Source organism: Caenibius sp. WL, assembly GCF_019803445.1.
Classification (GTDB): domain Bacteria; phylum Pseudomonadota; class Alphaproteobacteria; order Sphingomonadales; family Sphingomonadaceae; genus Caenibius.
Genome location: NZ_CP081844.1, coordinates 1,768,394 through 1,789,590, shown reverse-complemented (window position 1 = coordinate 1,789,590; position 21,197 = coordinate 1,768,394). Strand labels below are relative to the sequence as shown.

Below are 21,197 nucleotides of genomic sequence, written 5' to 3'. Positions count from 1 at the left end.
CCCCAAATGGCGAAGAATTCCGATATCAAGCGCGTCGTCCTTGCATACTCCGGCGGCCTCGACACCAGCGTGATCCTCAAATGGCTGCAGGTGACCTACAACTGCGAGGTGGTCACGTTCACCGCCGATCTCGGCCAGGGTGAAGAGCTTGAACCGGCGCGCAAGAAAGCCGAACTGATGGGGATCAAGCCCGAGCATATCTATATCGACGATCTGCGCGAGGAATTCGTGCGCGATTTCGTTTTCCCGATGATGCGCGCCAACGCCCGCTATGAAGGCGATTACCTGCTCGGCACCTCGATCGCCCGCCCGCTGATTTCCAAGCGGCTGATCGAAATCGCCAGGGAAACCGGGGCCGACGCAGTGGCTCACGGCGCGACCGGCAAGGGCAACGATCAGGTGCGCTTCGAACTGTCGTGCTATGCGCTCGATCCGGATATCAAAGTGATCGCGCCGTGGCGCGAATGGGATCTCACCAGCCGCACCGCGCTGATCGCCTGGGCCGAACAGCACCAGATTCCGGTGCCGAAGGACAAGCGCGGCGAAAGCCCCTTCTCCACAGACGCCAATCTCCTGCACACCTCCTCCGAAGGCAAAGTGCTGGAAGACCCGTGGGAAGAAACCCCGGACTACGTCTATTCGCGCACGGTCAATCCGGAAGACGCGCCGGACCAGCCGGAATACATCACCATCGATTTCGAGAAGGGCGACGGCGTGGCGCTGAACGGCGAGGCGATGAGCCCGGCCACACTGCTGACCGCGCTCAACGAACTGGGCCGCAAGCATGGCATCGGCCGGCTCGATCTGGTCGAGAACCGCTTCGTCGGCATGAAGAGCCGCGGCATGTACGAAACGCCGGGCGGCGAAATCTACGCCCGGGCCCATCGTGGGATCGAGCAGATCACGCTCGATCGCGGCGCAGCGCATCTCAAGGATGAGCTGATGCCGAAGTATGCCGAACTGATCTACAACGGCTTCTGGTTCGCGCCGGAGCGCGAAATGCTGCAGGCCGCGATCGACACCAGCCAGGAAAAGGTCTCCGGCACCGTCCGGCTCAAGCTCTACAAGGGGATGGCCAGCGTGGTCGGCCGGAAGAGCCCGAACAGCCTCTACTCCGAACGCCACGTCACGTTCGAGGACGACGCGGGCGCATACGACCAGAAGGACGCGGAAGGCTTCATCAAGCTCAACGCCCTGCGTTTGCGCCTGCTCGCCAAGCGCGACCGCTAAGGCAATCGCGCCTTTTGCGGTGAGTCGTTGAGTTATCCACGCTTGTCCACTGGCATATTGCGGGAAAGTGGATAAATAAGCGCGTTTTTCGCTTGAACGACTCACTCTTTGGGTGCACCTTCTACTTGTCGAGACGGGAAGAACCCCCTCCCGGAAACCCCGCAAGGGATTGAAGGGTAAGGAAAGTTCGGAACCGTAACGATGCGGCGGCATGGCCCCGCGCTTTTGGAAAACACGCCTTTCTGACGCCTATGGGCTGAGGCAGTGGCGAACCGAAGAGAGCGAGTTGGCCGGTCGTTGACAAACCGGGACATCACAACCGGCGCGGATGGAGATGAGCAGCCTTCGGGCACGTTCAAAACCAGGTGAAGCACCAGTTGAGATAACCGGTTACGGAACCGCCAGGCGGAAAAGGAAAGATCCCCGGATCAATCCAGCCCGCCTGACGGGACCGGTGCCGGCGCGAGCGCCGGGCTGATAGGTTCCCTCGAACCAGACGCCGGTGCGCAACCGGTGGTAATGGGGCCAGCGTCCGCGCTGACCCCATTTGCCGTATGGGGCGCGGATTGGCGTGCGACAGCGGGTTTGCGCAATAGTGGTCCCATGCCTTCGCTCTCTCGCCATACCGCCGTCCTCCTCTCCGGCTTCCGGTGACGCTGCTACGTTCGGGTGGTGGTACACTCCCCCTGGCATTGCCGCTCTGCCATCAGCCTCGGCGTTCCTTCTCGCATCCCGCGACTGCTTGCCTGCCCGGCTCCCGATGACGCCGCAATGTTCGCAGCCACCCGTTCAGATGCAAGGCGTTCCTCGGCATTACCACTCCACCGTGAACCTGTCCGGTCTCGCTCGGCCTCGGCGGTCTCTCCCTCATCCTTTCCCGCAATATTTGCCCACATGTCCTCCCTCAATGCATGAGGTACGGGCGCAGGGCGTCGCCACTTAATCATAAGTTTGTCCGGTAATCGCCGGCCCCGGATATTCCTTCATGCCTTGGCTTCGGTCGCGAACGGCACCGGACAGGCAGCCCTGCTTCGCTGCCCGGCCAATCGGGTGCTTATCGACGCGTCTGGGAAAAGCGCGTTCATGGTATCGTGGCTGGGCACTGCTTTTCGTTGTTCTCCTTCCCATCTTCCTTCCTCGTCATGCTGAACTTGGTTCAGCATCCATCCTGCCCCACGCGCAATTCTCAATCCGGCGGAAGGGCCCTTGAACGAACCACTTCCGCTCAGGCTGAGCGGGGTGGGTGCCGGGGTATGAGGGAATTGTGCCGCAAGGTGAGGACATCCCCTCCTCCCGTCATTCCCGCGCAGATGGAAGCCAGAGGCGACGGCAGAACTGCATTCCCGCCTGCGCGGGAATGACGAAACACCTGTTTAAATCACCAATCGCGTTGAGCGGGGCGGCCGGGCCTGCACCACGCCCTCATCCGTTCAGCCCGACGGCAACGCCTCAAAGGAGAGCCCCCGGATCGGCGAGGCTGAGAGCGCGCGTCGCCCGCAGCCTCGCCTGCCCGCCGTTCCGTTACGGCGCCGCCACGGCCAGTTGGCCGCGAATGGCGCCCTTGGGGAATTCGGCGTTGTGGACATTGACGTAGTAATCCCCCGGAGCCGCCACGATGGCTTTGGCCAAGTCGCGCTGGAGGGCGCTGCATTCGTCGCCATCGTTGCCCGTGATGTTGAGCGTGACCACCACGCTGCCGTCGCTGCCCGCCGCGCCCTTGTGGATATGGGCCATGGTCGGCGCGGCGATATCCTTGACGGTGAGCGTGTAGCACAGATCGCCGCTGTCCGGATCGATCTCGCCCGCGAACGCGCCCGAGCCATCCGTATCGCCGCCGCCGGTCTGCGCTGCGCCGTTAAGAGTGGCCGCCAGCTTCACTTCCGCCGCCAGCGCCGGGGCCGTGGTCAGCGCCGCCGCCACCAGGCCGCCGAGCAGCCATACCGCCTTTGTCATCACGCACTCCTTCTTCCTGTTTTCGCTGCATTCCGCAGCCGGGTTTCCGTGCCAAAACATACACCCGCGGGCCCCGGTGGGGAAAGGAGAATCGCCCCCCTCACCAGATCGATTCGCGGCCGCGAGAGCATTTCGCGGCCGAAATCCGCCGATGGATTCCCGATGAACCGCTGCCCGGACGGGGTGAAGCGAGCCCGCGGGGGGCCCATCGCGCGCGCCGCACTGCTATACGCCGCTGCCGGGTTCAACGGACGGAAGGGACATGGCAATGCATCGGACAGGACGCGTCGCGCGCCTGCTGCCCCTTGTCGGAACACTCGTTCTGGCCACCGCCGGGCTGACCGCTTCAGCCCAAGCCGAAGATCACCGCACGCTCGGCCTCGCCGATATCCAGGCCCCCGCCCCTCTCACCGAAAACGCCGGCAGCGGCCCGCAGCTCGATACGCTGGCCAGCGCCCCGCTCGTCGAAGCCCAGCCGGCCGATCCCGAAGCGACCGAACTGGGCACCGGTATGGCCAGCTATTACGGGGATGAACTGGCCGGGCGCCGCACGGCGAGCGGCGAACGCTTCAATCCCGACGAACTGACCGCCGCCCACCGCACGCTGCCTTTCGGCAGCAAAGTCCGCGTGACCAACCCGAAAAGCGGCAAATCGGTGGTAGTGCGGATCAACGATCGCGGCCCTTTCACCCGTGGCCGCCTGATCGACGTATCCGAAGCCGCCGCCCGCCAGATCGGCCTCGTCGCCGCCGGGCACGGCCCGGTCAAACTGGCTCTGCTCGACCGCTGACGGTTCACCGCCCCCCGGCGCAAGGCGTGAGGGGGTGACAGGGGTGACACAGTCCGGCGCCCGTTTTTCCGCCTCCTCCGGCCAGAGGCAATCCGCCTCCCCACCCGCCAGCCCGTGCAGCGACTTATATTCCATCGGGGCTTCGCGTCCATCCCGCGCCGCTGCTTCCAGCCTGTCGACATAAGCGCAGGCCGCCGCGCGGTGCGCATCCCAGCGCGCTTCCGCATCCACGCTGGCGGCATGGTGGAGCGCGGGGCTGCGGTCCTCCCACATCGCCTCGCTCCAGCCTTCCGCATCGGCCTGCGCCATTGCTGCGTCTTCGGCATGGCGCACCGCATGGGCACACCATTCCCCGCGCGGGAGAGCGAGCCCCGGCACACGCCGCGAGGAATCGATCTCCGGGCAATCCCCGACGGATGACGGCAGCGGGGCGGTCAGTTCGGGCGCGGACTCCATCCCGCCCAACCGGGCAAGCAACTCGTCGAACCGCCCGGCGGCCAGTGCGGCCGGGCGGCGGCTCGCCAGCATATCCAGCCGGGCGACATGGGCCAGCAGCAGGCGCGTGTCATAGCGGCGGCGCGTGCCGACCACTTCGCCATGCCAGAACACCGGTTCCTCCACCCCGTCGAGCGCGCGTTCGGCCAGCACTTCCCCGACATGGCGCGCGGCCAGCGTCAGCGCCGCATCCCACGCCTGCGCCAGCACCGGATCGCGCCGCCGCGCCTTGTAGGCGGTGTTCCGGGAAACCCCCGCCACCGCGCAGGCCCGCCGGACATTGCCGCTCGCCGCCAGTTCCTCGGCAAACAGCACCCGCCGCTCCGGCGTGAAACCATGCGGACCGAGCGGCAGAGCCACGGCCTGGGTGGCGGCATAGGGCAACCGGGCGAACACGAGGTCGCTTTCGCCCGCGTCGGCCGCCGGTTCATCCCATTCCGCCTCTTCGGAGAGCGGCCAGTCCCCGTCTTCATCCCATTCGCCTTCGGCCCATGCGTCCTCGTCGTCCGGCGCATCCTCCGCGAACAGGCAATCCTCGTCCTCCGTGCCGTCTCCATCGCGGTCCGGCGCGTCGAGACAGGCGTGGGGTGAGGCCATGAGATCGCCCGTTGCCGTGCACGCCGGGCTGTCGCCCTGGGCCGCACCTGCCGCTTCGCCTTCCGGCTGCTCCGCGCTGGTGTGGTATTCCTCGGGCCGGTCCGCCTCCCGCACGCGGACGAGCCCGCCCTGATCGTCGTAGAAGAACGCCCACCCCTTCCAGTACTGTAACGGTTGCCCGCCCGGCCCGGTGAGCACCGGCGCGGCGGGGGTCTGCGAAACGCTGTCGGACATGATCTGCCTCCATCATGGGAAGAAAATCACATCAGATATGCCGGATGGGGGGCTGTAGGAAAGAACAAAATAGGAACTTATGGTATGCGCGCGTCCTTCGACAGGCTCAGGACGAGCGGACTTTGTGCCCGATCCTTATGGCGGGCTCTCGAAAGTCTCCTTCATACAGGACCGGCTCACTCAAGTGACTCTCCCCACACCCGCCCGTCCTGAGCCTGTCGAAGGACGCGCGCGCCTTAAAAGAACCCGCGCATAAGCAGCACGATGGTAGACGAGCGGCAGACCTGATGTTCGCCGCTATTCCGCCGCTTCCCGCACTTTGCCCAGCAACGGCGCCAGATACTGCCCGGTGTAGCTGCGCTTCTCCTTCACCACTGTTTCGGGCGTGCCTTCCGCGACGATTTCGCCGCCGCGCACGCCGCCTTCGGGGCCGAGGTCGACGATCCAGTCGGCCACTTTGATGACATCGAGATTGTGTTCGATCACCACCACGCTGTTGCCCTGGTCGACCAGCCGTTGCAGCACTTCGAGCAGCTTGCGCACATCCTCGAAATGCAGGCCGGTGGTCGGCTCGTCGAGAATGTAGAGCGTCTGCCCGGTGGAGCGGCGGCTGAGTTCCTTGGCCAGCTTGACCCGCTGCGCCTCCCCGCCCGAAAGCGTCGTCGCCTGCTGGCCGACTTTGACATAGCCGAGGCCGACTTCGTTCAGCATGTGCATCTTGTCGCGGATCGGGGGCACGGCCTTGAAGAATTCCTCCGCGTCCTCGATCGTCATGTCGAGCACATCGGCGATGCTCATGCCCTTGAATTTCACTTCCAGCGTTTCGCGGTTGTAGCGCTTGCCGTGGCATTCCTCGCAGGTGACGTAGACATCGGGGAGGAAGTGCATTTCGATCTTGATCAGCCCGTCGCCCTGGCACGCCTCGCACCGGCCGCCTTTGACGTTGAAGCTGAACCGCCCCGGCTTGTAGCCGCGCGCCTCGCTTTCGGGCAGGCCAGCGAACCAGTCGCGGATCTGGGTGAACGCGCCGGTGTAGGTCGCCGGGTTGGAACGCGGGGTACGGCCGATGGGCGACTGGTCGATCTCGATCACCTTGTCGCAATGTTCGAGCCCGGTGATCTTGTCATGCGGCCCGGCGATCACCCGCGCGCCGTTGAGCGCACGCGCCGCCCCAGCATGGAGCGTGTCGATAGTGAAGCTGGACTTGCCCGAGCCGGACACGCCGGTGATACAGGTGAACGTGCCGAGCGGGATCGCGGCGGTGACGCCTTTGAGATTGTTCGCCCGCGCGCCGTGCACCGTCAGCTTGTGGCCGTTGCCCTTGCGCCGGGTCTTGGGCACGGCGATTTCGCGGGTGCCGTTCAGATAGGCGGCGGTGAGGCTGGCCTTGCTTTTGAGCACCTGCTTCAAAGTGCCTTCGGCCACCACTTCGCCGCCGTGCACGCCCGCACCGGGGCCGAGATCGACGATGTAATCGGCGGCGCGGATGGCGTCTTCGTCATGCTCCACCACGATCACCGTGTTGCCGAGATCGCGCAGGCGCTTCAGCGTTTCCAGCAGCATGTCGTTGTCGCGCTGGTGGAGGCCGATGCTCGGCTCGTCGAGCACGTAGAGCACGCCCGAAAGCCCGCTGCCGATCTGGCTGGCGAGGCGGATGCGCTGGCTTTCCCCGCCCGAGAGCGTGCCGCTCGTCCGGTCGAGATTGAGATAGTCGAGCCCGACATTGTTGAGAAAGCCCAGCCGCTCGTTGATCTCTTTCAGAATCGCGCGGGCGATCTGCTGCTGCTGGGGCGTGAGCTGCTGTTCCAGCCCACCGAACCAGGCGAGCGCATCGGACACCGAAAGCTGGGTCGGCCCGGCGATATCCTGCCCGGCGACTTTCACCGCCAGCGCTTTCTCGTTCAGCCGCTTGCCGCCGCAGGTCTCGCACGGTTGCGCGGTCTGGTACTTGGCCAGTTCCTCGCGCATCCAGGCGCTGTCGGTTTGCAGCATGCGGCGGTTGAGATTGCCGATCACCCCTTCGAACGGCTTGGCGACGGTGTATTCCTTCTTGCCGTCCTTGAACGTCAGTTCCACCGGCATCCCGCCGGTGCCGTGGAGGATGATCGTGCGCTGGTCCGGCGCCAGTTCGTTCCACGGCGTCGTCAGGTCGAACTGGTAGGCCCGCGCGAGGCTGGACAGCACCTGCATGTAATAGGGCGACGGCGGATTGCTCTTGGCCCAGGGGACGACGGCCCCCTGTTTCAACGTCAGATTCTCGTTCGGCACCACCAGTTGCGGATCGAACAGCAGCTTTTCGCCCAGCCCGTCGCAGGCCGGGCAGGCCCCCTGCGGCGCGTTGAAGCTGAACAGGCGCGGTTCCACTTCCTCGATGGTGAAACCGCTGACCGGACAGGCGAATTTTTCGCTGAACACGATGCGGTTGGCCGGAATGCCCGCGCCTTTGATCCCGGCGGTCAGCGATTGGGCTGCCGATGGCGCGTGGCCTTCGACAGGCTCAGGCTGAGCGGACTTTGTGCCTGATCCCTTACCCCCATCCGCTCGTCCTGAGCTTGTCGAAGGACGCGCACCGACGTCTGCCACAGTCCCATCCGCCAGATCGACATAGGCGAGCCCTTCGGCCAGCTTGAGCGCGGTTTCGAAACTGTCGGCCAGCCGCGTTTCGATCCCTTCGCGCACGGCGAGGCGGTCCACCACCACTTCGATATCGTGCTTGTATTTCTTGTCGAGCGCGGGGGCGTTTTCGATCTCGAACATTTCGCCGTCGATCCGCACGCGGGTGAAGCCCGCTTTCTGCCATTCGGCCAGTTCCTTGCGGTATTCGCCCTTGCGGGCGCGCACCACCGGGGCGAGCAGGTAGAGCCGCGTCCCTTCGGGCAGTTCCATCACCCGGTCGACCATGTTGGAAACGGTCTGCGCTTCGATCGGCAGGCCGGTGGCGGGCGAATAGGGCACCCCCACCCGCGCCCACAGCAGGCGCATGTAATCGTAGATTTCGGTGACCGTGGCGACGGTGGAGCGCGGATTGCGGCTGGTCGTCTTCTGCTCGATGGAAATCGCCGGGGAAAGCCCGTCGATATGTTCGACATCGGGCTTCTGCATCATTTCGAGGAACTGGCGCGCATAGGCGCTGAGCGATTCGACGTAGCGGCGCTGCCCTTCGGCATAGATCGTGTCGAACGCGAGGCTCGATTTGCCGGAGCCCGACAGGCCGGTGATGACGATCAGCTTGTCGCGCGGCAGATCGATGTTCACGCCCTTGAGATTGTGTTCACGGGCGCCGCGGACGGAAATGGTGGTAAGTGCCATGGGATGCGATCTGGGGTCTCTGAGGTCAGGAGTCCAGAGGCGCGCGCATCGCATCTCCGGCGCGCAACTTGTTCCTCAAATGTTCGCGCAGGTCAAGAGCGTGCGGAACCCCGCGCAAAGGCGCGCTCCACCGCCGTTCTGGCGGCCCGCCCGCCCCCGCGCAGGCAACGGCCGCGCGTGCCCGATTGCATGGCGCGGCGCTTTGCCCCATGTTCGCCGCCTGTCATCGACTGGAGTATCGCATGAAAATCGCATTGCCCCACAAGGCTCTCCTGCTTGGCGCCGCCTGCGCGCTGTTCGGCCTGCCCGCTCTCGCATCCGCGCAAGACGCGGCCCCGCAGGACGGATCGCTGGCCGAGGCCATGGCGGATGCGCCCGATCCCGATGCACAGGCCCGCGAACGGCTGAATCGGGAACAGGCCGCCGCCGCGCAATCGCAGCTCGAAGCCAACGCGGCGAGCCAGCAGGCCCACGACGAAGCGGTGCGCGAACGCGAAGCGATCATCCAGCAGCAGGAAGCCGCCGCCGCCAAGGCCGCCGCCGATCACGCCGCCGCCATGGCGCGCTGGGAAGAAGCAGTCAAAGCCTGCCGGCGAGGCGACCGCGCGCGCTGCGAAGCGGGCTACTGACGCTCGGGCGGATTGCCCCACCTCTCTCCTAATCGTCATTCCCGCGCAGGCGGGAATGACGAGGGAGTTTCCCCACACACGGCATTTCCCCTGTGCGAACGGGCCGCGAGCGCGCATAGGGTGTACGCACCGATAACCCGTAAAAACATATCAGAGAGGATTGCCCCATGGATCTGCGCGAGATCTCCGACCGGATGGAGATCAACGAACTGCTCGCCCGCTATTGCCACGCGCTCGACCGGCAGGACTGGCCCGCCTATCGCGCGCTGTTCACCCCCGATGCGAAAATGGATTTCGCCGCGTTCGGCGGCCCGGTCGGCAGCGTTGCCGATGTCGAGGCGCACCTGCGCCCCACGCTCGAAAGCCTCAAGACGTCGGAACACGTTTCGACCACCGTCATCATCGATCTGGACGGCGACACGGCGCAGGCGCGCTCCGCCGCCATCGTCCCGCTGACCGCCGCCACGCCCGACGATGGCGAGCACACCACTTTCGCCGGTCTGTTCTACGAGGACGAACTGACCCGCACGGCGGAAGGCTGGCGCATTTGCGCCCGCACCCAGGTGCGCGCTTTCATGCACAATATCGCCTGATTTTTTGGGGGCGGGCGTGGGTGCGCGTCCTTCGACAGGCTCAGGACGAACGGACCTTGTGCCTGATCCCTTGCCGGGGCCAATCATACCAGGACCCGCTCGTCCTGAGCCTGTCGAAGGACGCCCGCCACCTAAGCCGGGATAACCATCACCTTCGCCCCTGTTCAAACCTTGCAGCTTGCGGCAAACCTCCCACATTCCATCAGACTGAGCGAACAGGAGAAATCGTTCCGTGTCATTCCGTCAGATGCTGCTTGCAGCCACCTCCGCTCTTGCCATTGCGAGTGTTCCTGCCATGTCCATCGCCGCCGAAAAGCCCGCCGCGAAAGCCGTCACCAAGGCCGCCAAGCTGACACCGGCGAAAGCCGCGCCCTACACCGGCCCCTTCGCCGAAAAGTCCCCTCTGCCGTTCGAGGCGCCGGACTTCTCGAAAATCAGGGATAGCGATTATGAACCGGCCATTGCGGCAGGCATGGCCGCGCATCAGGCGGAAATCGCCGCGATCGCCAACAATCCCGCCGCGCCGACGGTCGACAACACGCTGGTGGCGATGGAACGGTCGGGCCAGTTGCTCAGCCGCGCGCTGTCGGCGTTCTTCGCCGTGGTCGGGGCCAACACCAACGACACGCTGGACGCGGTGGAAAAGGCGGTTTCGCCCAAGCTGGCCGCGCACACCGATGAAATCTATCTCAACACCGCACTGTTCGGCCGGGTGAAAGCGCTTTACGACAATCGCGCCGCTCTCGGGCTGACGGGCGAACAGGCCCGCCTGCTCGAAACCACATACGAACGGTTCGTCAATGCCGGGGCGCAATTGAACGATGCCGACAAGGCGACGCTCAAATCGCTGAACGAGCAGCTTTCCTCGCTCGGCACCGAATTTTCGCAGAAGCTGACGCAGGCCTCCAAAGACGCCGCGCTGGTGGTGGACACGCGCGAGGAACTGGACGGGTTGAGCGAAGCGGAAATCGCCGCCGCCGCGGCCGACGCGCGCGACCGCAAGCTGCCCGGCAAATACGTGCTGACGCTGGTCAACACCACGCAGCAGCCGCAGCTTGCCAGCCTGACCAACCGCGAAACGCGGCGGCGGCTCTATGAGGCAAGCGTCAACCGCACCTCGCGCGGGGATGCGAACGACACTCGCGCGATCATCGCCAAAATGGCCGAACTGCGCGCCACCAAGGCCGCGCTGCTCGGCTATCCCGATTATGCCACTTCGGTGATGTATGACCGGATGGTGAAGACCCCGGCCGAAGCGCTCGATTTCATGGCCCGGCTCGTCACCCCGCTGGCCGACAAGCAACTGGTGGAAGCCAACGAACTGGATCAGGCGATTGCCGATGCGGGCGGCGATTTCAGCGTCCGCCCGTGGGACTGGGATTTCTATTCGGAGAAAGTCCGCAAGGCGAAATACGATCTCGATCAGGCGCAGGTGAAGCCCTATTTCGAAGTCACCCGCGTGCTGGAAGACGGGGTCTTCTACGCCGCCAACCTGATGTATGGCCTCTCGTTCGAGAAGCGCACCGATCTGCCCGTCTATCACCCGGATGTGACGGTCTACACCGTGCGCGACAAGGATGGCGGCGATCTCGGCCTGTTCTATTTCGATCCCTTCGCCCGGCCCAACAAGCAGGGCGGCGCATGGATGGGCAATTTCGTCGAACAGTCGCGGCTGATGGGCACCAGGCCGGTGATCTACAACGTGCTCAACATCCCCAAGGCCAAGGACGGCGAGCCGCAACTGGTGAGCTGGGACGATGTCATCACCATGTTCCACGAATTCGGCCACGGCCTCCACGGCCTGTTCGCGGATCAGGAATATCCCTCGCTTTCGGGCACCAACACCGCGCGCGATTTCGTGGAGTTCCCCAGCCAGTTCAACGAGAATTTCGCCACGCAGCCCGTGGTGCTGGCGCACTATGCGAAGCATTACCAGACCGGCGAAACCATCCCGCCCGCGCTAATGGACAAGATCGCCAAAGCGAAGAATTTCAATCAGGGCTATGCCCTGGGCGAAGTGGTCGCCGCCGCGCTGCTCGACATGAACTGGCATATGCTCAAAGCGGGCCAGACGGTGCCCGATGCCCAGGCGTTCGAGAAACGCGCGCTCGACAGCCTGGCGCTGCGCACCAATCTGGTCCCGCCGCGCTATCACAGCACCTATTTCCGCCATATCTGGGACAACGGCTATGCGGGGGGCTATTACTCCTACCTGTGGACAGAAATGATCGCCCACGATGCCTTCGCCTATCTGATGAACGACGGCGGCGGGCTGACGCGCGCGGCGGGGGACACGTTCCGCGCCAAAGTGCTCAGCCGGGGCAACACCATGGACTATGCCGAACTCTATCGCGCCTACGCCGGGCGCGACCCGCGTATCGATGCCATGGTCGAAGCACGCGGGCTCCACGCGGACGACGGGAAGAAATGAGCGAGGGTGTGGGTGGCGGGGCTAGCCAAAGCACTGCCCCCCCTCTCGCACCACCTCCTCGCCATATTACCCTTGCCCCGCTCAGGCCGAGCGGGGGTGGTGCCGGGGAAAGAGGGAATTGCGTCCCGAGGCGAGAACATCCCCTGTTCCCGCCAGCCCGGTTCAGCAGACGAACCCGCTACCCGGTCACCAGCGCCCGTGCGCCCGGTTCGCCCAGCCAGCGCACATCCACGCCCCAGACGCGGGCGATCACCTCCTCCGCCAGCGCTTCGCCCGCCGGGCCGTCGGCCGCCAGCCGCCCGCGATCAAGCACCAGCACCCGGTCGGCATGGTTCATCGCCAGCGCCAGATCGTGCACCACCAGCACCACGCCCGCACCGTCCCGCGCCGCTTGGCGCAGGCGGGCCAGTAAGGCAATCTGATGCGCGAGATCGAGCGCGGCCAACGGCTCGTCCGCCAGAATCCAGCGCGGATCGCCCGCCAGCACCCGCGCCAGCAGCACCCGCGCCCGTTCGCCGCCCGACAGGCGCGACACCGGCCGCGCGGCCAGCGGTTCCAGCGCCATCGCCGCCAACGCCGCGTCGATCCGCGCCCGCCCGGCCCCCTGGGCATCGCCATGCGGCAGACGGCCCAGCGCGACGAGTTGCGCCACCGCCATGTCCCACGCCACTTCGCCCGCCTGCGGCAGGAACCCGATCGCCCGCGCGCGGGCACGCGGGGGCAGCGCGGCCAGCGGCGCGCCATCCAGCGTGACTGTGCCACCCTGCGGTTTCAGCAGCCCGGCGAGCGTTGCCAGCAGTGTCGACTTACCCGCCCCGTTGGGCCCGCAGATCGCGGTGACCATGCCCGGCCGCAGTGCCGCCGTAACGCCGTGCAGCGCCGGATGGCCGCCGCGCGTCACCGTGATGTCCTGCGCCGCCAGCATCACACCAGCCCCCGCCGCATCCGCAGCAGCAGCACGAGGAAGAACGGCGCCCCCAGCAGGCTGAGCGCAATACCCAGCCGCAGTTCGGTGACCAGCGGCAGGATGCGGCACAGGCAATCGGCCACCAGCACCAGCAGCGCACCCGCCAGGGCGCTGGGAAGCAGGAGCGAGGAAGGCCGCCGGTCGGTCAACGGGCGCACCAGATGCGGCACCACCAGCCCGACAAAGCTGACGACCCCGGCCACCGCCACGCCCGATCCGATCGCCAGCCCGACGCCCGCGATCAGCCAGGCCTGCAACCGCGCGGGTTCCATCCCCAGCGAACGGGCCGCCGCCTCCCCCAGAGTCAGCGCGTCGAGCCCGCGCCCGGCCATGGCGAAGCACACGATCCCCGCGAGTGTCAGCGGGGCGGCCAGCCAGACATCGGGCCAGCTCCGGTCGGTCAGCGCGCCCATCAGCCAGGTGACGATTTCCGCCACCGCGAACGCGTTGGGCGCGAAACTGATCAGCAGCGAAGTCAGCGCGCCGGTCAGGCTCGCCAGCATCATGCCCGCCAGCGTGAACAGCGCGATGCCGCCGCTGCGCCCGGCGATCAGCGCCAGCAGCGCCATGGCCGAAGCCGCGCCTGCCAGCGCGAACAGCGGCAGGAACCACGGCCCCGTCAGCCCGAGGAAAATCGCCAGAACCGCGCCCAGCGCCGCACCCGGCGCAATCCCGAACAGGCCCGGATCGGCCAGAGGATTGCGCAGATAGCCCTGCATCGCCGCGCCCGCCGTGCCCAGCCCGGCCCCGATCACCACCGCCAGCACCGCGCGCGGCAGGCGCAGTTCCATCAGCACCACCGCCGCGTTGGGCGTGGTCCACGGGTCGATCCACACCCGCCCGGCGAGCAACGACAAAGGCACCGCCGCCAGCAGCAGCAATGCGAGAACCACACTGGCGCGGTTGAGCGTCATGCGCCCGCTTCCCGGCGGATCGCCGCCAGCCGGTCCGCCGCGCGGATCAGCGTCGGCCCGCCGCAATAGAGCAGCCCGGCATCGAAATGCGCCCGCCGCGTGCCCGCCAGCGCCCTCAGCGCCGGGTGGCTCAGCATCCGGTCCTCCCCGTCGCCGGGGGTCGCGGCGGTCAGGATCAGGTGCGGCGGGTCGATCAGCACTTCTTCCAGCGGCAGGTAATCCGCCTGGCGCAGCCCGCGCGCGGCCGACTGGCTGGCAAAGCCGGTGCGCCGCAACATGTCGCTGACCAGCGCATCCTCTCCCGGCACGATCCCCGCCGATTGCCACAGGATCGTGCGCAGCGGCGGTTCGCCCGGCGGCGGCGCGGCGGCGGCCAGCGCCCGCCCGATCCGGCGGACCAGCGCTTCGCCCCGATCCGCATGCCCGGCAATCGCGGCGATCCGGCGTACGCGCGCCAGGCTTTCGGGCACGGTATGTTCGATATCGAAACTTTCCACGCGGATACCCAGCCGCCCGAACGCGGCGCGCGTGGCAGGGGGTAGGAATGCGCCCGCGATCACCACATCGGGTTTCAGCGCGATCACTTCCTCCACCGTTCCGCCGGTGCTGCGGAAGCGCCGCGCCTGATCCGGCGGCATCGAACTGGCGCGCGGATCGTGGCTATAATGCGAAATCGCCAGAATCTGGGCCGGATCGGCCACTTCGGCCAGCACCGCATCGCTGCACGGATTGAGCGAGACGATCATCGGCCCGCGGCTGCTTTCACCCGGCGCAGCCGCAGGGGCGCATCCCGCCATGGCCCACCCCGCAAAAGCGAGGCATGCCAGCGCGAGAAACGCCCCCTGCTTCATCGGATCACTTCCTCAGCCGCACGCCGATATAGGCCGCGCGCCCTTGGGTGCCATATCCGCCCGCGATGGTGTAGCGCTGATCCCAGATATTTTCGACCCGGCCGAACAGTTCCACCGTGTCGTTGACCCGATAGCTGGCGCGCAGATCGCCCAGGGCATAGCTGTCCAGCCGGGTGGTGTTGGCCGCATCGTCCCATGCACTGCCGACCACCCGCAGATCGAACCCGAGCGCAAGGCCGATGGGGGTTTCCCAGTCGAGCGAACCGGTGATCATATGCGCCGGGCGGCGGGCGAAGCGGTTACCCCGATTGGGGTCGCCGGCCGTGCGGTTTTCGGTGTGGACGTAGCTATAGACCACATTGCTGGTGAGCGTCGGGGTCCATTGCAGAGCGACTTCCATTTCCAGCCCCTGCGCGCGGCCCTTGCCGACATTGTAGTAGAAGCCATCGGGCCGCGTGGCGCACAGCGGCGCGTTGCCCGTCCAGCAACTGAAGAAGTCGATCAGGTCGCTGGCGTCGCGGCGATACGCGGTGATCGCGGCATAGACCGGCGCACCGCGTTCGGCATAGCTCAAGCCCACTTCGTAGCTCTTGCTGCGTTCGGGGCTGAGAGCGGGATTGCCGTACTGCGACAGCAGTTGATACAGCGTCGGCGCCTTGAACCCTTCGCCATAGGCCGCGCGCAGGCGCAGATCGCGCACCACTTCGTAGGAGGCGTTGGCGCCCACCGTCCATTCGCCGCCGAAATCGGTGTGATGGTCGTAGCGCACGCCGCCCGTCACCACCAACCGATCACCATAATAGCCGAGCAGCGCGTGGATGCTGCCGTTTTCGGCCTTGCCTTCCTCGAACCCGTTGCGGAATTCGCTCCAGTCGTAAGCGCCCCCGAAATTGAGCGCGAACCGCGCGGGCAAAGCCACGCGGCCGAACAATTCGGCCCGTTCCGACCGGCCCTTGAACGTGTAATTACCCCATGGGTCTTCGGGATCGCGGCCTTCTCTCCGGCTATCGGTGATCGCATAGCCCGCGTTGAGCTGCAGGCCTTCCGTTTCATAAACCGCGCCGATGCGGCCCGACCAGACGCGCAGCTTCTCGGTCGCGTCGGTGTCGGCAAACGTATAAGTCGGCGCCGGGTAGCCATCGAGATCGGCCTTGCCCTGGCTGTAGCGGGCATTGGCGGTGAGCGAGAGCGCATCCGTCACCCGGTAACGCGCGCGGCCCGCGATATTGTACTGGCGATAACCGTCCTTCTCCGTGCCGTTGGCGGCGGCGGAATAGCCATCGGTATCGACGAAGCTGCCGGAAACCCCGGCTTCGAACCGTTCGCCTTTGAGCCCGGCGGCGGCTGTCGCGGTCACCCGGTCGGCGCCGCCGTATTCCACACTGCCGCTCACCCCGTTTTCGATCCGGGTGGTGATGTTCATCACCCCGCCCATCGCCTGCGATCCCCAGACCACCGAATTGGGCCCGCGCAGCAATTCGATGCTGTCGATAGTGCCGGTGGCAAGCTGCGCCAGATCGAATTCGCCGCCCGTGGTGGACGGATCGCCGGACGGCACGCCATCGATCAGCACCAGTGTCTGCCCAGCCGGCGCGCCGCGCACGCCGATCAGCGTTACCCCGCCCATCGGGCCGGTGCGCGTGAACGTGGTGCCCGGCAGGCGGGTCAGCACACGGGTGACATCGGCGCCCTGCACCTGCTCGATTTCCTTGCGGGTGATGACGGTGATCGATTGCGGCGCGCTTTCGGCGGGCTGGGCAAGGCCGGTGGCGGTGACGACGATTTCGCCATCATCGGCCAGTGCGGGCTGCGCCACGGCAAGGCTGGTTCCCAGAAACAACAAATACTTATGCATCAAACCTACTCCAACGAACGAATGCCGTCCGTAGCGAGAGGTCATGCGTCATTGCCGCCCCGATCGCCGCCTAGGGTCCACCCCGCCCGTTGGCTGAACGACTTCATGGGCAGGTCTCCTGACTCCCGGATCGTCACACCCCTTTCGCCTTCCCGGCCCCGCTCGCACGGATGGCCAGTGGCAAAATGGAAGGGGCATTCCCCGGTCACAGTTGCGGGGGCAGCGCCGGATTCGCACCGGCTTCCCTCTTCGGCTCGGAGCGCGAAACGCACCCCGGGCAACCCATGACGTGAGCGCCCCTTATGCCGCAACGCACCATTACGCAAGCAGGCCGGATGAAACCGCGCAAATCTCTACCTGCGGGCATGGTAACGATTTGGTTACCTTGTGCCGCTACGGGACGTTACGCAGCCGGGGGGTGTCTTTTGCCCGGATTGCCGCTACGCGCCGCAGCGCGCTTACGCCCCGCCGCATGAAAGGCTCATCGTTGATCCTATCGCCCGCCTTCACCGAAGACCGGCCCAGCGATTTTCGCGGCCGCTTCGGGCGCCGTGCGCGCGGGCTGGCCGGGCGGCGCGGACGCTTGTCCGGCATCGGCGGACAACGCTTTGCGATGCTGGCGGCGGCGATGGCGGTGCCCGCTTTCGCCGCGCCTTCTGGCTGGAATCTGCCCGCTCTGCTGGACCGGGCGGAACCCGCCGCGCCGCGGCCGATGGGCTTCGAAACGCCGGGCGAAAGCTTCCCCGGTTCCGCTTTCTATTATCTGGCTGACGATCAACTGGCCGTGGCGGACGCAGGCGGGCAACCGCTCGATCCCGGCGCCCACTGGGACAGCGAATATCCGCGCCCCGTGATCGGCGCCATGGCGCGGCCGGTGTTCGCCGCCGGCACGCCGACCGATGAAACGCGCGCGCTCACCTGCCTGACTCAGGCAATCTATTACGAAGCGGCCAGCGAATCCGATGCCGGGCAGCGCGCGGTGGCGCAGGTGGTGCTGAACCGCGTGTCCCACCCGGCCTACCCCAACACGGTGTGCGGCGTGGTCTATCAGGGATCGGAACGCCGCACCGGCTGCCAGTTCACGTTCACGTGCGACGGATCGCTGGCGCGCCAGCCATCCCGCTTCGCATGGGACCGCGCCCGCGCCGTGGCGCGGGCCGCGCTGGCCGGTTCGGTCTATGCCCCGGTCGGGCTGGCGACGCATTACCACACGATCCAGGTCAATCCCTACTGGGCGCCCAGTCTCAACCGCCTGACCACCATCGGCGCGCATATCTTCTATAGCTGGCGCGGCGCGGCGGGCCGCCCGGCGGCGTTCACCAACCGCTATCTCGGCAACGAACCGGTGGCAGCGCCCCATGCACGCACGATGGTCGATCCGACGGCGGGGCTCGATCCGCTCGGCCTTGCCCGGGCTTACGAAGCGAGCCTGCAGCGCACCGCCGCCACGCCCGCCCCGGGCGCGCCGCTCGCTCCGCCGCCGGTGGCCCTGCCCCGCCCCGATTACACGCCCGCGATCGAAGCGCGCGGGGGCGACACGCTCTACAGCGCCTCCCGCCTGCCCGAGAGCGGCAGCGTTAAGAGCGAATACGCCCGCAGCGGCGAATGGATCGCAACGCCGCACTGAATCCCCCGTTTTTCAACGGTCTATACCTTCTCTGCGGAAAATGGTTAACGGCGCATCAACCATACCTGCGAAGATTATTTTAGGGCTAATCGCCTAGAAACGGCCTCCGTTCTTTCCCGCGAGGCCTTTCATGACCATCCATTTTGCCGCTGCCCGCGACGCTGCGAAATCGCCCGTGGCGCGGGCGCTGCAACGCCCGGATACGCCCGCGGCATGCAACGACAACGGCACCGGGGAAAACCACGACCTGCTGCTTCGGGCCGCGCTACGCCACTTCTCCGAATTCGGCCTCGGCGCCCCGCATGAAGCCCGGGAACGGGCCAGAGCCGCGTTTTTCGGCGGCGACCGCAAATCCTACGACTGGTGGCGCGAAATCTGCCGCCTGCTCGACAAGCAACTGGCGCAGGATCTGGGGCCCGAAGGGATCGCCGGCCTGATCGACGATCTGCGCTGATCGCCCCGCCACTGCCGCCTTCGCTTGCGGGATTCCGCCCATCCTGATCCTTAACTCTTCGCGCGCCCACCTCATCGCCGGCCCCGTGCATCTTAACCACTCGGTTATGGTTTTCGGTTAACGCCATGGCAACTGGACGCGAAAGGAGCGGCCTCATTTCACGGTTGCGTACATTGCTGATGCGATTCGGAACGGGCGATAACGCGGTCGATGACCGCGTGCGCGCGCTTCTGCTCGGCACTTTGTACAACCAGCCCACCAGCCTCGCCATCGGCGCGATCAACGGTGTCGCTTCCAGCCTGATCGCGGCCCATGTCACCGGCCACGGCTTCATGGCCCGGGCGGCGGCGGCGATCACGCTGATCGCCGTGATCCGCATCGGCATGGCCATCCTGTGCGTGCGGCAGCTTCGGCCCGAAAACGCCCGGAAATGGGAAATCGCCTACGAAGTCGGCGCGTTCAGCTATGCGTTCATGATCGGCCTCGTCGCGGGGTTGAGCATCTGGCACGAAGTCAACGCGCATGTGCAGGTGATGACCGTGGCCGTGGCGCTGTGTTACGGGACCGGCATTTCCGCCCGCAACGCCGGGCGCCCGAATATCGTCGCCGGGCAACTGTTCCTCTCGCTGTTCCCGGTCATCATCGGCCTGGTCCATATCGGATCGCTGGCCTATCTCGTGCTCGCGCTGGCGGTGGCGCTGCTGCTTCCGGCGATGATGTCGATATCGCTGAACGTCTTCCGCACATTGCGCCAGTCGATCATCGAAGCGCAGACCAATGCCGAACTGGCCGAACGGATGCAGCTTCTCGCCCATACCGACGTGGTCACGGGCATCGCCAACCGCGCCGGGCTCGATCACAAGCTTGACGGGATGATTACCGATCTTCCCGCCGGGCAGAAACTGATGCTGCTGTGGATCGATCTCGATCGATTCAAGGAAGTGAACGACACGCTCGGCCATCCGGTGGGCGACAAAGTGCTGAAGGAAATCGCCCGGCGGCTGATCGCGCAGTTGCCCGGCCATGCCGCGGTGGCCCGCTTCGGCGGGGATGAATTCATCATCGCCTGCCGCCTTTCCACCCGTTCCGATGCCGAACGGATCGCGCGCGATGTGCTCGACCAGATCGCGCGGCCCTATCGGATCGACAACGAACGGCTGACAGTCGGCGGTTCGCTCGGCGTCGCGCTGCTGCCCGATGACAGCCACGACACCGCCACGCTGATGCAGAGCGCGGATCTCGCGCTCTATCACGCCAAAGTCGCGGGCGGGAACCGGATCAGCTTCTTCGACGCCTCGATGACGCGCGATCTCGTCCGCCGGCGCGAGATCGAGGCCGAACTGCGCGCCGCGATCCAGCGCGACGAACTGTCGATCTTCTTCCAGCCGATCGTCGATCTCGAAACCGGGCGGATCAAGACGTTCGAAGCGCTCGTCCGCTGGTTCCACCCCGAAAAGGGCGAACTGCGGCCCGACGAATTCATCCCGGTGGCGGAAGAAACCGGAGTCATCATCACGCTGGGCAACTGGATCACCGCGCAAGCGGCCAAGGCCTGCGCGCAATGGCCCGAGGATGTCACCGTGGCGGTCAATCTTTCGCCGGTGCAGATCCGGGCGCCCGGCGCGGCGCTGGGGATCAAGAACGCGCTGCGCGAAGCGGGCCTCGATCCCGCGCGGCTGGAACTGGAAGTGACCGAAAGCCTGTTCCTCGGCGACGATGAAAACACCGGCCGCTTCCTCGACGAACTCTGCGCCATGGGCGTGCGCTTCGCGCTCGACGATTTCGGCACCGGCTTCTCCTCGCTCGGCTACATCAACAAGTTCCCGTTCAAGAAGATCAAGGTCGACCGCAGCTTCGTGTCCGGCCCCAATGTCGGCCGCAAGAGCGAAGCGATCATCCGCGCCGTCGCCGAAATGGGTGCGACGCTGGAAATGGATATCGTCGCCGAAGGTCTCGAAACGGTCGAACAGGTGACGGCGGTGCGCAACGCCGGGTGCAATCTCGGCCAGGGTTACTATTTCAGCCGCGCGGTGCCCGATTATCTGGCCATGATGCTGCTCGCCCGCGAACGCGATATCGACCCGCACATGCGGCACGCGCTCTGACCACCCCTCGTCCGGGCGACTCGCCGCTGCGCTTTTCGGTAGGGGGCGCGTGGCGGATCTGAACTGCCCCGGCGCCAATCCTGTCCCCCCACACCAATCCCGTTCGAAATGCCCCCCGCTCAGGCTGAGCGGGGGTAGGATTGGCTCAGGTGAATGAACGGCC

At 66.1% G+C, this 21,197-nt stretch carries 14 protein-coding genes and 1 riboswitch; of the genes, 8 read left to right on the top strand and 6 right to left on the bottom strand.

Features of this window, described 5'->3' with window-relative positions:
* The first annotated feature begins 6 nt into the window (after nt 1–6).
* Entirely contained in the window at nt 7–1,230 is a 1,224-nt protein-coding gene (locus tag K5X80_RS08395) for an argininosuccinate synthase (protein ID WP_222557299.1), read from the top strand.
* A 1,521-nt stretch (nt 1,231–2,751) separates the two neighbouring features.
* Here the strand turns inward: K5X80_RS08395 and K5X80_RS08390 are convergent.
* Entirely contained in the window at nt 2,752–3,183 is a 432-nt protein-coding gene (locus K5X80_RS08390; RefSeq protein ID WP_222557298.1) for a CHRD domain-containing protein, read from the bottom strand.
* A 262-nt stretch (nt 3,184–3,445) separates the two neighbouring features.
* Here K5X80_RS08390 and K5X80_RS17205 point away from each other — a divergent pair, with 262 nt between their 5' ends.
* Nucleotides 3,446–3,973, top strand: coding sequence for a septal ring lytic transglycosylase RlpA family protein (locus K5X80_RS17205; RefSeq protein ID WP_283249294.1), 528 nt, complete (start codon nt 3,446–3,448; stop codon nt 3,971–3,973).
* Between the two features lie 1,623 nt (nt 3,974–5,596).
* Here K5X80_RS17205 and uvrA read toward each other — a convergent pair.
* The gene (gene uvrA / locus K5X80_RS08380) at nt 5,597–8,608 is read right to left on the bottom strand and encodes an excinuclease ABC subunit UvrA (RefSeq protein ID WP_222557297.1); all 3,012 of its coding nucleotides are present in this window, start codon (nt 8,606–8,608) and stop codon (nt 5,597–5,599) included.
* A gap of 242 nt (nt 8,609–8,850) precedes the next feature.
* Here uvrA and K5X80_RS08375 point away from each other — a divergent pair, with 242 nt between their 5' ends.
* From K5X80_RS08375 to K5X80_RS08365, 3 genes are all read left to right on the top strand, one after another.
* Complete coding sequence (locus tag K5X80_RS08375; protein WP_222557296.1) at nt 8,851–9,237, top strand: hypothetical protein; 387 nt, start codon at nt 8,851–8,853, stop codon at nt 9,235–9,237.
* 167 nt (nt 9,238–9,404) lie between these two features.
* On the top strand, nt 9,405–9,830 hold the full coding sequence (locus K5X80_RS08370; protein WP_222557295.1) for a nuclear transport factor 2 family protein: 426 nt from the start codon (nt 9,405–9,407) through the stop codon (nt 9,828–9,830).
* A 295-nt stretch (nt 9,831–10,125) separates the two neighbouring features.
* Nucleotides 10,126–12,261 carry a M3 family metallopeptidase gene (locus K5X80_RS08365; protein ID WP_222557294.1) on the top strand — a complete coding sequence of 712 codons (2,136 nt, stop codon included), beginning with the start codon at nt 10,126–10,128 and terminating at the stop codon, nt 12,259–12,261.
* Between the two features lie 178 nt (nt 12,262–12,439).
* On the opposite strand, the gene K5X80_RS08360 is transcribed toward K5X80_RS08365, so the two are convergent.
* The 4 genes from K5X80_RS08360 to K5X80_RS08345 are packed head-to-tail and all read right to left on the bottom strand — an operon-like array spanning nt 12,440 to nt 16,848.
* Nucleotides 12,440–13,186, bottom strand: a complete 747-nt coding sequence (locus tag K5X80_RS08360; RefSeq protein WP_222557293.1) for an ABC transporter ATP-binding protein — start codon at nt 13,184–13,186, stop codon at nt 12,440–12,442.
* Nucleotides 13,186–14,142 carry a FecCD family ABC transporter permease gene (locus tag K5X80_RS08355; protein ID WP_222557292.1) on the bottom strand — a complete coding sequence of 319 codons (957 nt, stop codon included), beginning with the start codon at nt 14,140–14,142 and terminating at the stop codon, nt 13,186–13,188. Before K5X80_RS08355 ends, K5X80_RS08360 begins: the two co-directional genes overlap by 1 nt.
* Nucleotides 14,139–14,993: an ABC transporter substrate-binding protein gene (locus K5X80_RS08350; protein ID WP_222557291.1), complete on the bottom strand. Its 855-nt coding sequence runs from the start codon at nt 14,991–14,993 to the stop codon at nt 14,139–14,141. Before K5X80_RS08350 ends, K5X80_RS08355 begins: the two co-directional genes overlap by 4 nt.
* A 4-nt stretch (nt 14,994–14,997) precedes the next feature.
* A complete protein-coding gene (locus tag K5X80_RS08345; protein WP_222557290.1) occupies nt 14,998–16,848 on the bottom strand; it encodes a TonB-dependent receptor plug domain-containing protein in 1,851 nt (616 codons plus the stop codon).
* 91 nt (nt 16,849–16,939) lie between these two features.
* Nucleotides 16,940–17,144: riboswitch (cobalamin riboswitch) on the bottom strand.
* A 176-nt stretch (nt 17,145–17,320) separates the two neighbouring features.
* Here K5X80_RS08345 and K5X80_RS08340 point away from each other — a divergent pair.
* The 3 genes from K5X80_RS08340 (at nt 17,321) to K5X80_RS08330 (ending at nt 21,034) form a co-directional block, all read left to right on the top strand.
* A complete protein-coding gene (locus K5X80_RS08340; protein WP_222557289.1) occupies nt 17,321–18,475 on the top strand; it encodes a cell wall hydrolase in 1,155 nt (384 codons plus the stop codon).
* 130 nt (nt 18,476–18,605) lie between these two features.
* The gene (locus K5X80_RS08335) at nt 18,606–18,929 is read left to right on the top strand and encodes a hypothetical protein (protein ID WP_222557288.1); all 324 of its coding nucleotides are present in this window, start codon (nt 18,606–18,608) and stop codon (nt 18,927–18,929) included.
* A gap of 179 nt (nt 18,930–19,108) precedes the next feature.
* Entirely contained in the window at nt 19,109–21,034 is a 1,926-nt protein-coding gene (locus tag K5X80_RS08330; RefSeq protein WP_222557287.1) for a putative bifunctional diguanylate cyclase/phosphodiesterase, read from the top strand.
* The last annotated feature ends 163 nt before the right edge of the window (nt 21,035–21,197 follow it).